The organism is Collinsella aerofaciens, from assembly GCF_902501475.1.
Classification (GTDB): Bacteria; Actinomycetota; Coriobacteriia; order Coriobacteriales; family Coriobacteriaceae; genus Collinsella; species Collinsella aerofaciens_AL.
In genome coordinates this window covers 42559-56936 of record NZ_CABWIF010000043.1, presented here as the reverse complement: position 1 = coordinate 56936, position 14378 = coordinate 42559, and the positions used below count along the sequence as shown (strand labels likewise).

Annotated in this window: 4 protein-coding genes; all 4 read left to right on the top strand. The window is 63.6% G+C overall.

The window, feature by feature from the left end:
* The first annotated feature begins 58 nt into the window (after positions 1-58).
* Positions 59-3247, top strand: a complete 3189-nt coding sequence (locus GDJ93_RS07400) for a PD-(D/E)XK nuclease family protein (RefSeq protein ID WP_152068306.1) — start codon at positions 59-61, stop codon at positions 3245-3247.
* A gap of 3 nt (positions 3248-3250) precedes the next feature.
* Positions 3251-6883, top strand: coding sequence for a UvrD-helicase domain-containing protein (locus tag GDJ93_RS07395; RefSeq protein WP_152068305.1), 3633 nt, complete (start codon positions 3251-3253; stop codon positions 6881-6883).
* Positions 6884-7061: 178 nt separating this feature from the next.
* Positions 7062-10865, top strand: coding sequence for a DNA polymerase III subunit alpha (dnaE, locus tag GDJ93_RS07390; RefSeq protein WP_152068304.1), 3804 nt, complete (start codon positions 7062-7064; stop codon positions 10863-10865).
* A 28-nt stretch (positions 10866-10893) separates the two neighbouring features.
* A complete protein-coding gene (locus tag GDJ93_RS07385; RefSeq protein WP_152068303.1) occupies positions 10894-14358 on the top strand; it encodes a DEAD/DEAH box helicase in 3465 nt (1154 codons plus the stop codon).
* Positions 14359-14378 lie beyond the last annotated feature (20 nt).

The following is a 14378-nucleotide window of genomic DNA, read 5'->3' as shown; positions in this document are numbered from 1 at the left end:
CCGCTTGGGCGGGTAGGATGGATGCATTGATTATTGCGAACGGTTTGAGCGGAGGACCATGCCTGTTCGAATCTATACCACCAATGCCGGCACGGATTTGAGCGATGCCGAGTCGGCGCTGCTTGCCGACCTTATTGCCCGCCACGGGCGTGCCGTGTTGCTGGCGCCAACGTTTGCCGAGCTCGACCTGTGCCGTCATGATGCGGCGGAAGCCGGCGTTTCGCCGGGTATCGACTACAAGACGCCTACATCGTGGCTTCGCTCGCTTTGGGAGCTTTTGGGCGACGGGCGCGGTTTCGTCGACAACCTGCAGCGCCAGATGCTGCTCTCGGACATGGTCACGCGTCTCGACGATGCCGACCTGCAGCCGCTTTCGCGCAGCCAGGGCACGGTGCGCATGCTTGCGCGCATGGCCCGCGATGTGCTGCCGGGTGTGGCAGGGACGGGTGCCGAGCGATGCGGTGGCAACAATTGCCAGCCTGAGCCAAAAAGCGATGCTGAGGCTCGCGTGTTCGAGCTTTTGCGCGCCTACGCGAGCGGCTTGGACCGTCGAGACATGGTCGAGCCCTGCGAGGCGGCTGACCTTATGGCCGAGGTGCTGGCCGACAACCTTCCGGCGTGCGCCCGCGCGGTATGCGTGCGCGGTATCACGTCGTTTACGCACGGCCTACTCGAGCTGCTGTCTGCCGTGGCGAACAATGGGGGAGAGGTCGTCGTGCTGCTTGCCCGCGAGCAGGCGGCGATGCGCGAGGAGCTTGCCACGGCATTTGATGCCCGCGGTGTGCTGTTTGAGATCGCGCCGCTGGGGGACGACGCCGTCGCGTCTGATGTCGCTTGCGGGGCCGCCGCTCAGCCTGCCTTTATTGAGGTCGCCGGCCCCCATGCCCGTGCTCATGTCTATGCGGACGCCATCGATAAGTTGGTGAAAGCGCACAAGGAGTCCAAGGCCGATAAAACTACGGCAACGCCCGCCGACCCCGTGCGCGTGCTCGTTGTTTCTGCCCGGGCATCCCAGTTGTTCGGTGAGCTCTCCTCTCGTCTGGCGGCTCGTCATATCGCTGCCGAGACAGTTGAGTTCACGGCGTTTTCCCAATCCATTGCGGGCAGGCAGTTTGCGGCGCTCGCCGGCCTGATCGAGCGCATGAAGGCCGCCGATGAAGGCACGGTGTCAAAGACCGAGTGGTGGCCCGCGCCGGAGCTTACCGACTGGATCTACAGTCCGCTTTCGGGCGCTGATGCCGTCAATGCCCGTACCTTCGATAAGAATATGCGCCTTTCGCGCAGCAAGACTACCGCGGGCGTTAAGAGCCTGCTGCAGAGCGTTCAGGGCCAGGTGAGGGGCGCGCGCAAGGCGGCGAGCGACGATAACTGGTTTAAGAACGTACCGTGTGTGGTCTCGGACGTGTTCCAGGCGCTGTGGCGTGACAAGCCCGTGACGGCGCTTAAGGCCATGCTTGCCGTTGCCGAGGCGTTGCCCGATCGCTCGCTGGGCAGCTTGGATGGCCAAGCCCGTCGCCAAGCGGAGGTGGCCCTGCTGCGCCACGTCATCGACATCCTTATGAATGGCGCCCGCGCGCTCGACGTGTCGCAGGTCGCGACCGTGCCCGTGCTCGATGGCGTTCGCACCAGGGTGGACAAGCGTAGCACCGCCTACGATTACGAGACCCACGAGGTTGACCGTGCGCCACGTGCCCAGGTTCGTTTTGCTTCGCTTGCCGACGCGGCGGCTCTGCGCCCCGGCAGCTACGATGCCGTGCTGTTTGCCGATGTCGATCTGGACAGCTATCCGCTCTCGCACGAGGAGGGACCGCTGGCTACGCTGACGGCGAGCCTTGGTCGCGAGGGCGTGACGCTTGAGCCCGCGGCCCTGCTGCGCGTGCGCTTTGGTCGCGCGATGCAAGCGTCGCGTGGTCCGGTTACGCTCGCCCGTGTGACCCATGATCGTCAGGCGCGCGAGTGCTATCCGGCGGCCGTGTGGACCGAGTTGCGTGCGCACGCCAAGGCCGCTGACGATGCTAAGGCCGCTGACGACGCTAAGGCCGCTGACACCGACAAGGCCGCTGACGACGCTAAGACCACTGGCAACGCTAAGGTCGCTGGCGCCGACAAGGCGACGTGCGTGGGTGAGGGCGATATCGTAAGGGACTTCGATCCCGCGGCAGGCGAAGGTCTCAAGCGCGAGCGCGTGACCTGTGAAGCCCCTCAGCATCTGAGTGCCGAGGCCGTGCCGTATTTGGTCCTGCGCCGTCGCGATGGCGAGGGCGAGGACGCGCCGCTCGTGCCGCGCCTGACGTCCGCCTCGCAGATCGAGGCCTATTCTACCTGCCCGCTGTGCTGGTTCGTATCGTATCGCGTCAAGCCCCAGTCCATCGATGCGGGCTTTGGCAACATGGAGAAGGGCAACTTTGTCCATGACGTGCTGGAGCACTTACATGCCCGTCTGCCCCAAGAGGGCATGGAGCGCGTGACGCCCGAGAACCTGCCGCGTGCACAGGAGCTGCTACACGAGGTCTTTGACGAGACGTTGGCCGAGCACGCCGGCAAGCGCGGTACTGAGGGTCCGCTCGTGCCGCTTTCCCCGGTGGAGGAACGTCAGGTGGCCGAGATTCTGCCGCAGCTGGAAGGTGTGCTCGCCTACGAGTCCGAGGCGCTCGCGCCCTTCGCGCCGCGCTATCTGGAGTTCGCGTTCAACGAGCTCCAGGTCGAGTATGCCGGTTGGCCGCTCGGTGGGCGCATCGACCGCGTGGACGTGGATGCCGAGAACCGTGCCGTGGTGATCGACTACAAACATCGCTCGGGCGTCGAGGAGTATAAGCTTGCCGACCCCACGGTGTTCGACGAGAAGACGGGTGCGGTGCCCGCTGACGACCCGCGCTGGCTGCCGCCGCATACTCAGACACTCATCTACGCGCAGGCCATGTGTCGGGCGCTGGGCCTAGATACCCGCGCTGCGCTCTACTTTTCGACCAAGGGCGGCAAGCCCGCGCTGCGTGGTGCCGCAAGTGCCGAGTTGCTCGAGGAAGAGCGCGGCGACGGTCGCATTCCGGGCCTTAAGAAGGGCTTCCCGGGCGAGGGCGGCAACATGGACTTCGATGTGCTGCTCGATCGCGTGGAGACCGGCATTGCCGAGCGGCTGCGCGAACTCGAGGCGGGCGTCGTGACGGCGGTCGATCCGACATCGGCGCAAGCCGCGCATGCGCGCTGCTCGTATAACCACGAAGGAACGTTTGTAAGGAGGGACGTGTAGACCATGGATCTTTCGACTTTGATGCCGCAACAGCTGCAAGTCGTCAAAACGCTCGACCGCCCGCTATTTGTCTCGGCGGGTGCCGGCTCGGGCAAGACCTTTACCCTTACGCGCCGCATCGTCTACGCGCTCTCGCCCGAATCCGGTCCGTTTGTCGAGCATCTGGATCAGGTGCTCGCCATTACCTTTACCAAAGACGCCGCGGCTGAGATTCGCGACCGTGTGCGCCGTGCGCTTATCGAAGAGGGTATGGACGAAGAGGCTCTGACGGTCGACGACGCTTGGATCTCGACCATCCACGGCATGTGCTCGCGTATCCTGCGCGCGCATGCGTTGGAGCTGGGCATCGATCCCGAGTTCACGGTGCTTACCGATACCGATGAGCTTATGGATCAGGCTGTCGAGCATGTGCTGGGCCGCGCGACAGCGCCCGATGCCGCTCCCGAGCTCGCGGCTTCGCTCAAAGCACTCTATGCCTGGTATCCCATGGCGGGTGAGGGCGGTCCCTTTGGCAGCGGCACCACCATCAAAGGTCTGGTGCGCAACCTATTGGAGCTATCGAGCCAGCTGCCGGGCGGCATGGACGACGTGTGCGTGGTTCGTGGCTGTGCCGATACCTCGGCCCTGGCAGACGCCTATCGCGCGGCGCTCGGCGCGAGCAAGGCGGCGACCGAAAAGGCGCAGGTGGCGCTCGAGGCCATCGACGCGTTCGAGGCGAGCGGCAAGACCATGGCGGATGTGGCGCGGCTTATGATGGCGTGCAGTATGCCGCGCGCGAGTAAGATGTTCCCAAAGGAGAATGTCGAGCTGCTTAAGGCAGAGGCTGCCGACACGTTCGTCAATATTGTGCTGGCTTGCGGTGACCCGGCACTTGATGCGCTGACGGGGCTTGCCCGTGCCGTAGAGGCGGAATACCGTGCGCTCAAGGCTGACCAGTCCGCACTCGACAATAACGATCTGTTGCGCATGGCATACGAGGCGCTGCGCGATTATCCCGCCATCCGAGCCGCCTACGAGGGCCGCTTTAAGATGGTCATGATCGACGAGTTCCAAGATACCGACCAGATGCAGGTCGATTTGATTCGCTATCTGACGGGCGCGGGGGAGCGCGCGCTGTGCACCGTGGGCGATGCGCAGCAGTCGATTTACCGCTTCCGTGGCGCCGAGGTCGAGGTATTCCGTCGCCAGGAGCGCAAAGTGGGCTCCTCTGCTGCGCCCGAGACGACTGCCGTCTCCGATGCCCCCGCCGGCGAGCTCGTCAAACTCGTGCGCAACTTCCGCAGCCACGACGAGGTGCTGCGCTATGTGGCGCGCGTCTTTGACGGCGATACTGGTGGTTTGATGCAGGGGTTCTTGGATCTTGAGCCGAGTGACGATCGCGAGGACAAGCTCAAGGCAAAGGCTTCGCGCCGCCAGGCGCTTTTCGTTGTCGGTGGCAGCACGCAGGAGCGAACGCAGGCGAAAGCTCGTGCGATTGCGGAGCGGTTCCAAGCGCTCGTCAAAGCGGGGCAGCCCCAAGGCAGCATGGTCCTGCTGCTGGGCCGCATGACCAACGCCGATGTCTATGCGCAGGCCTTCCGCGACCAAGGGCTCGACTGCGTGATCGCAGGCGGCTCGGTCTTTGCCCAGGCAGCCGAGGTGCAGACGGTGCGTGCCCTGGTGTGCGCACTTGCCAATCCGGCCGATACAGCGCAGGGTCTTATGCCGCTGTTGGCCTCGCCGATGTTTGCACTCGGCGCCCAGGAGTTCCTGGCGCTGGCGACCAAGCTCGACGAGCAGACGGGCGAGACGTCGCGCCGCAACATCGATGCGGGCATCATGAGCGATTCCGATGTGCCGGGCTTGCAGGGCTTGCCGCTCGTAACGCGCGCCCGCGAGGTGCTGCGCTACGCACTGCGTCGCGTGGGGCGTGATTCGTTCGCTGCCATTGCGCGTGACGTGGTCAATGCCTCCGGCTGGTTCGTGCGTCTGGCGCAACGCGGCCCCGAGGGCAAGGCCATTGCCGCCAACGTGCTGAAGGCGCTCGATGCCGTGGCCGAGGCAGAGGCCGAGTTCGGCAACTCGCCGCGTTCCATCGCGCTGGCCTTCGACCGCTTCTTGGCGGGCAAGGAGGCCCCGGGTGCCCTCAACGAGGAGGGTGACGGCGCGGTACGCATCATGACCGTGCATGCGTCCAAGGGCCTGGAATATCCGGTCGTGGCGGTTGCGGAGTGCTTTGGCGTGCGTAAGTCCTCGGGTGCGGCACAGATGGGTCGCGTCGAGGGCGGAGCGCAGGTCGTGGCACTGCCGGCACGCTTCGACGGCGTTAAGCTTGCCGACGGTACCTTTGTGAAGGGCGACGACGTCAAAAAGCAGTTTGAGCATGCGTTTAAGGGCAAGGGCACGTCGCTGTGGCTGCCGCCGGAGCTCATGGAGGACGTCTGTGCGACGGGTTCTCCCGCCGAGGCATTTGCTCGCCTGCGCAACGATGACCTGCAGCTTTCGCTCGAGGAGCGGGCCCGCTTGCTCTACGTTGCCATGACGCGTGCGCGCGAGCTGGTGATCTTGGCGATGGACGCCGGCGTGAGCCGCGGCAAGGTGACGGCGCCGACCTTCGATGTCGAGACCGATCTGACCTACGACGTGCTGCGCCGTATTTTGCCGACCGACGCTCTGGACATGCCGCAGCTCGATGCCGACCGCCTGGTGTTCGACAACTCCCAGCCGGGCGACTACGAGCTCATTTCGCTCGCGGACTTTACCTTTGGCGAGCAGGCGTTTGAGGCCAACGCTTCGCTGGATGCCGAGGGCAGGCTTGTTCGCGGCGATGTCGATACAGATACTGCCGACGATTCGGCCAGTACAATCGTCCCCGGTCCTGCCGACCCCGATCCCGATGCCTTTGAGCTCGTGTATCCCCAGGCGGCGGGCGTGCGCATGGGCACCTGCCCGTATCCGGAGCGCGATTCGTACAGCTACTCGTCAATTGCCGCGGCGCTGCATGCCGAGTCCGAGGACCGTGCCGCCGAGGCGCGCGTGCCCATGGACGAGGCCGGCGATGATGCGGAGTCGGATGGTTCCGAGATGACGGATGCAGACGTGGCCGCCGTTGAGCTCGCCGGCAACCCCATGGCGCTGGGCTCGGCCTTCCACGCCGCCTGCCAGTGGCTCATCGAGATGGGTGCCGATGCGCTGCCCGCTGAGCGTGCCGATGCGCTGGCGCGCCTGTGGTGCCTGACGCCGGAGCAGCGCGAACGCTTCGATGTTGCCCTGGACCGCTGGCTCAAGTCGGCTGTTCGTGCCGACCTGCTCGCGTGGCCGTGCGTTCGCGCCGAGGTGCCGTTCTTTTCGCTGGGCTGCGAGGACGAGGACATCGCTCGCTACGGTGCATATGCCGAAGGCGCCATCGATGCACTGGCCACCGACCCGGCCGATCCGTCGCGCGCACTGGTCATCGACTACAAGACGGGTGGCACGCCGGACGAGACGCCGGACCAGCTGCTCGAGAAGCACGCCCTGCAGGCGCGCGTCTACGCCGATGTTCTGCACAAGGCGGGCTTTGAGGCGGTGACCGTCAAGTTCGTCCGCGTGGAGCAGCCGGATCCAACCATCTTCGTCGAACCCGCCGAACCCCAAGTAGTCACCTACAACCTCTAGCCCTCAGATAACTTGCGGTGGAATAGTTCCTGTATTGCGGCCCAGATGGCCCAAGCGGGAACTATTTCACCGCAACTGCAAGAGGAGCCGTGTGGGTTTGGGCTAGGTTCGGGTGTCGTCCGCGCCGTGCGGTAGAATCGTAACCCTAAGATCACGAACCCGCATCGGAGCTCATTACATGGCATTTGTCCATCTGCACAATCACACTGTTTTCTCCATGCTCGACGGCGCAACCCGTATCCAGGATATGGTCAACCGCGCCGTAGAGCTGGGCATGCCCGCCGTGGCCATTACCGACCACGGCTACATGTACGGCGTGCCCGACCTGGCGCTGGCCTGCGACGCCGTCAACCACAATACGCCCGAGTACAAGACGTGGAGCCACGACAAGGCCTTCTTGGAAAAGGACCGCCGCGACGAGCTGGTGGAGCCCGATCCCGAGGAAAACCCGCGCGAGCATGCCCAGTATGTGAAGGACATGGCCATGTGGGACGAGAAGGGCAACATCGACGAGCTCAAGCCGCCCCTGGTCATCAAACCCATCTTTGGCTGCGAGGTCTACTTTACGCCGGACGAGACGCTCGCCCGCGACCACAAGCCCGAGCTCTACCACATGATCCTCCTGGCCAAGGACCAGGAGGGCTACGTCAACCTGATGCAGACGGTTTCCGAGGCCGCCGTGCAGGGCTTTTACTACAAGCCGCGTGTGACGCTCGACAACCTGCGCCGCCATGCCAAGGGCATGATCTGCACCAGCGCCTGCATCGCGGGCATCATCCCCAAGTACATCGACCGCGGTGACATGGAAGGCGCCATCAAGTGGGCCGAGACCTTCCGTGACACCTTCGAGCCCGGCGACTTCTACATCGAGATCCAGGAACACGGCATCACCACCGATAACGGTCTGACCGACGAGCAGATGGACCGCACGCTCATCGACATTGCCAAACAGGTGGGCGTCAAGGTCATCGCTACCAACGACTTCCACTACCTGCGCCGCGAGGACGCGCCCGTGCAGGACGTCATCATGTGCATCGGCATGAACGCCAAGGTTGACGACCCCAACCGCATGCGCATGACCGGCTCGGAGTTTTACATGAAGACCGAGGAGGAGATGCGGGCGATGTTCCCGTATTGCCCCGAGGCCTGCGATAACACGCTCGAGATCGCCGATAAGTGCTACGTCGAGCTGGACTGGGACTCCATCATCCTGCCGCGCTTCCCGTTGCTCGATCCCGGCGAGACGCACGAGAGCCAGTTCCGCCGCGAGTGCGAGAAAGGCCTGCGCCAGCACTACGGTGACGATTGGGCCACGCGCGAGATTGGTGGCGTCAACATCAAAGAGCGCTTTGAGTACGAATACAAGGTCATCTGCGACAAGGGATTTGCCGCCTACTTCTTGATCGTTGCCGAGTACGTGCAATGGGCCAAGGACAACGGCATCGGCGTCGGCCCCGGCCGTGGTTCGGCCGCCGGCGCTATCGTCGCCTACGCCATGAACATCACCGCGTTCGACCCGCTCGAGAACGGCCTGATGTTCGAGAGGTTCCTGTCCCCGCAGCGTACCGAGATGCCCGATATCGATATGGACTTCGACGATGAGCGGCGCCTCGAGGTCGTGGAGCACGTTCGCCAGCTCTACGGCCCCGAGAAGGTCACCCACGTCATCACCTACTCGACCATTAAGGCCAAGCAGGCCATCAACGACGCCGCGCGCGTGCTGGACTATCCGGTCTACATGGGCCAGCGCCTGTCCAAGATGGTCTCGAGCGACCCCAAGGTCAAGCTCAAGCAGGTGCTCGACAAACAACCCGGCAAAGAGGATCTGTTTAACCCCGATTTTGCCGAGGCCTATAAAAAGGACGACGACGCCCGCCGCATCATCGACACGGCGCTTTCGATCGAGGGCCTCACCCGTGGCGAGGGCGTGCACGCGTGCGCCGTTCTGATCTGCCGTGACCCCGTCAACGAGCACGTGCCCACCAAGCTCGACACCAAGGGCGGCGTCGAGATTACCCAGTACGAGGGCCATACCGTTGCCGACATGGGCCTGCTCAAGATGGACTTCTTGGGCCTGCGCACGCTGACGGTTATCTCCAAGGCCAAGGCAAACATCAAAAAGAACTTTGACATCGACATCAAAGAGGAAGAGATTCCCTTTGACGACCCCGAGATCTTTAAGCTCATGGGCTCCGGTCACACCGCCGGCGTCTTCCAGGTCGAGTCCGCCGGCATGACGGCCACGATCAAGAACATGAAGCCCACCGAGTACAAGCACGTCGTGGCATTGATCGCCCTGTACCGCCCGGGCCCGCTGGGCGCCGGCATGGTTTCGTCCTACATCAACCGTATGAACGGCAAGGAGCCGGCCGTCTCCTACGACGACCGTCTGGACGACATCCTGGGCGAAACCTACGGCACCATGGTCTACCAGGAACAGGTTATGCTCATCTCCGTCGAGATGTGCGGCTTCTCCAAGGGCGAATCGGACTCGCGTATCCGTAAGCCCGTGGCTAAGAAAAAGATTAAGCTGCTCACGTCGACGGTGCTCCACTGGGAGGATGGCTCGGACGAGACCACCTACGACCACTGGATGAACGGCGCTATCAAGAACAACTACACGCGCGAGGTCGCCCAGAAGATTTGGGACGATGTTCTCGAGTTCGCATCCTACGCCTTCAACAAGTCGCACTCCGCCGGCTACGCCATTCTGGTTATGCAGACGGCGTGGCTCAAGGCGCACTATCCGCACGAGTACATGGCGGCCGTTCTGACGTCCTATACGGGCAAGACCGACAAGATCGTGCACTACGTCTCGGCGTGCCGTCACGACGGCATTCCCGTGCTTTCGCCAGATGTCAACGAGTCCGGCACCGAGTTCACGGCTACCAAGGAAGGCGTGCGCTTTGGTCTGGCCGGCATCCGCGGCGTGGGTACCGGCGTGGCGCAGGCGATTATCGCAGAGCGCGAGGCGGGCGGTCCGTTTAAGACGCTGCACGACTTTGTCGAGCGCGTGGACTCGAGCCAGGCCAACCGTCGCGTGATCGAATCGCTGATCAAGGCAGGCGCCTTCGACTCCACGGGGTATCCGCGTCGCCAGATGATGCACTTTGTGGACAAGAACAACCCCGAGAACATCATCGATGCCGCGGTAAAGCGCCAGAAGGACCGCGCGAGCGGCCAGACGTCGTTCTTCGATATGTTTGGCGACGTTGAGGGCTCGGGCTTCGAGGTGAGCGTGCCCGATCCGGATGGCCAGGAATGGGACCGCCACCTTAAGTTGAGCCAGGAGAAGGAGGTTCTGGGCATCTATGTCTCGGACCACCCGCTGCGCCCGTTTGAGTATGCACTTAGCAAAGCGCGCGACTTCTCGTTCTCGCAGATCGACACCGGCTACGAGGTGCAAAACCCCACGGGCGGCACCATCAACCAGGAGATTCCCGAGGGCAAGGCGCTGTGGTGGGCCGGCATGGTCTCGAGCGTGTCCAAGCGCGTGACCAAAAACGGCGACCCCATGGGCATCGTGCAGCTCGAAGACATGGAAGGCGAGGCCACGGTTGTGGTGTTCCCCAAGACCTACAAGGAGGCCGAGGGGTATCTGTACGGCGAGGTCGATCCCGAGACCGGCGCGCAGCTGTCCGACGCGTTTGTGCGCATTAAGGGCAAGCTCGAGCGCTCGGACCGCGGCGACCAGATCATCGCGCAGGAGATTGTGCCGCTGGAGCTTAGCGAGGAGAAAAACAAGCCCAAGGTCTTTGAGGTCATGGTGCCCAACAGCCGCTTTAGCCAGGGCAATATGGCGCGCCTGGCCACGGTGCTCACCACCAACCCGGGCGGCGACCGCGTGGAGATCTTTATTGAGCAAGTCGACGGGCGCGTGCTGCGCGCTGAGGTGCCGGCCAAGGTCAATGCACGCTCGATTCCGCTGCTGGCAGAGGCAAAGGCCATCGTCGGCAACCAAGGCCGCGTGACGGTTATCTAAGCTACCCCGGGTGAGATTGGAGGAAGTGATGGCGCAGGGGACGTTTGTGCAGGCGCTTCGCAAAGAGGCGGCGTTAAGCGGCACCTTTATGAAGGGGCGTTCGCTCATGCTCAACGGCGCCGTGCTGTCGATCGAGGACAGCGGCTCGCGCTTCTCCAAAAACGTGACGGTTGAGGGCTCGGTGCGCGGTTCGCGCGGCGACCTGTACAAGACGCACGTGGCGCTCGACATGGACGAGCACGAGGTGATCGACTACGACTGCGATTGCCCCGCCGCCTATCGTTACCCCGGTATGTGCAAGCACGCTATTGCCACGGCTCTGGCGTATTTGGATGCCGGCGGCATTGAGCCTGTTGAGGGGCTGCGCACACCGGTTCGCACGTTTACGGCGCAGCCGAACCAGCCCGCGCGCACCGCGCCCAAAGCGCCGGCCGTCAACCCCAACTTTCCCTTTCCGGCGCCCGTCCCCACGAGCCCCAGCCTCATGACGGCGCTCTCCGATCTTTCGGACGCGCGCATGGATGAGTTGGCGAGCATGCGCCACAAGCTTGCCGGCAGTGTGGATCCCGATGCCCCCAAGGCGGTGTTGGAGCCCTCGCTGGTGCCGTATTACAATCCACTGTTTGCCGACCGCTTTAGCTGGGCGCTCGAGCTTCGCATTCGCTGTGGATCGGTGTCCTACGTGGTCAAGGACATCGACGGCATGGCCGATGCCTACGTGCGCGGCGGCACCTTCTCGTACGGCAAGAAGCTCACGTTTGTCCATACGCCCGAAGCCTTCGAAGACGTGTCGACAAAGCTGCTCAACCTTGTCGTGACGACAGTTGCCTATCTCGATGACATCACAAGCTCGCGTTCGGCGTCGTACGACTTTGCCCGCAGTGGTTTTGTCGCCGAGCGTCAGTTGCCGCTGTCCGAGCATAGCATCGTATATGTGCTGGACCTGTTGCGCGGCCAGACCATCTCCTTTGAGCCCGCCTGGTCGCGGGGGACGACGACGCATCGCACCTATGACGTGGCGGTTGAGATGCCTCCGGAAGGGGAGGACGAGGCTCTGTCTAAGCGCCCACCGCTCCTTGCTGCCAAAATCGCGCCGGCGGCTGGCGGCAGCTACGATCTACGCCTGCCGGCCGATGCATACTGCTTTGCTTCGGGCGACGTTGCCTATCTGGTCGACACCCGCCGTGCGCGCCGCGCCGATGTAGCGTTTGCCCAGCATGCGGCGCCGTTCCTATCGCGCTTACTGCCCTGTCGCACGCCGATCCATATCGCTGTCGACCAGGTGGGGGAGTTCTGTCGTATGGCGCTGCCCATTTTGCGCGACTACACCGACCTTACCGCGCCCGCCGTGCTCGACACCGTGGCGCCCGAGCCGAGCTTTGCCATGGCAATCGGTGTCGACGACGGGCTCGTGACCTGCAAGATTACGGTTTCCTACGGCGACTGGTCGGCAGATCTCTTTAGCCTGGGTGCTCCGGGAAGCCCCTTCGAAGAACAGCGCCCGGGCGTGCCGCCGCGCGACGAGATAGCAGAGTTTCGCGTTATGGACACGGCGGCCCTGTATTTCGACTTTTACGAGGGCGGCCTGGCGTTTGAGGAGCGCGACGACGAGGGCCTGTTCTGCTTGCTGACCGAGGGCCTGTCTGCCCTGTCCGAGCTGGGCGAGGTCATGCTCAGCGACCGCCTACGCCAGATCTCGGTGCGCCCTGCGCCCAAGCTTTCGGTGCGTGCCACCGTCAAGAGCAACCTGCTCGATGTTGAACTGGGCGCGAGCGGTCTTTCGGCGGCAGATCTTGCCATCTACCTCGACTCCTACAAGCGCCATCAAACGTTTGCGCGCCTTACGTCCGGCGACATCATTCGCCTGGACGAGGGCGCTCGAGCCGCGTTTGGCCTCGCCGAGGACCTGGGCGTCGATGCCGTCGACCTGCTCGACGGCGTGTCGCTTTCCGCATCGAGCACCCTGTTCGTCGATAGCATGCTCGCGCGCACGCCCGCGCTCGAGGCCGATCGCGACGCTGCGTTCCGCCGTACCGTCGAGCGTCTGGACACGCTCGGCAAGATGGACTTTACGGTGCCGGTCTCGCTCAAGGCAACGATGCGCGGCTACCAGGTCGACGGCTACCAGTGGCTTGGCTCGCTCGAACACCTGGGCCTTGGCGGCATCTTGGCCGACGATATGGGCCTGGGCAAAACGCTCCAGATGATCGCGCATATCCTGGCGCGCGTGGAGGCGGGGGACACTAAACCCACGCTTGTGGTGTGTCCCGCGTCGCTTGTGTACAACTGGACCGCCGAGCTGGAGCGCTTCGCCCCGTCGCTCGATGTGTGCGCCATTGTGGGCGCCAAGGCGCAGCGCCGCGTGCAGATCGCCGGCGTGGCCGAGCATAACGTGGTCGTGACGTCGTATGACCTTATGCGGCGCGATATCGACGAGTACGTCGAGCAGGACTTTGCCCGCGTGGTGCTCGATGAGGCCCAGTACATTAAAAACCCGCTCACCCAGGTGGCGCGCGCCGCAAAGCGCCTGCCTGCCGGCGTGCGCTTTGCCCTGACGGGCACGCCCATCGAAAACCGCCTATCCGAGCTCTGGAGCATCTTCGACTTTTTGATGCCGGGCTTACTTGGCACGCGCGAGTCGTTTGCCAAGCGCTTCGAAAGCCCAGTCGAGCACGCCGAGGGCGACAGCGCCGCCCGCCTGCAGGCGCTCGTGTCGCCGTTTGTGCTGCGCCGCGTCAAGGAAGACGTGGTGGCAGACCTGCCCGAGAAGATCGAGGACACTGTCATGGCGCAGCTTGCCGGCGAGCAGCGCAAGCTCTACCTGGCAAACCAGGACCGCATCGCCCAGCAGGTGCAGCACCGCGAGGCATCCGAGTTTAAGAAAGACAAGCTCAAGGTGCTTGCCGAGCTCACCAAGTTGCGCCAGATCTGCTGCGACCCGCGTCTGCACTACGAGGATTACAAGGCGGGGAGCGCCAAACTCGATACGTGCATGGAGCTCGTGCACGGCGCACTCGACGGCGGACATCGCATCCTGTTGTTCAGCCAGTTTACGGGTATGCTCGATATTATCGGTAAGCGCCTGGCCAAGGAGGACATCGCCTTCCTTAAGCTCACGGGCGCTTCGTCTAAGGAGAGCCGCGCCAAGATGGTCGCGCAGTTCCAAGCGGGCGAGGTTCCGGTCTTTTTGATTTCGCTCAAGGCGGGCGGCGTGGGCCTTAACCTGACGGCTGCCGACGTGGTCATCCACTACGACCCGTGGTGGAACGTGGCGGCGCAGGACCAAGCAACTGATCGTGCACACCGTATTGGTCAGCAACATACCGTGACCGTGTACAAGCTCATCGCCAAGGACACGATCGAGGAACGCATTATGCAGATGCAGGAGTCCAAACGCGACCTGGTCAACAGCGTGCTCGGCGGCGACGGCATCTCGTCGGCGCTGTTTACCCGCGAAGATGTTCTGGCGCTGCTGGGCGGCGACGGTCGCTAGCCGCGCGCGGGGTGGGACTG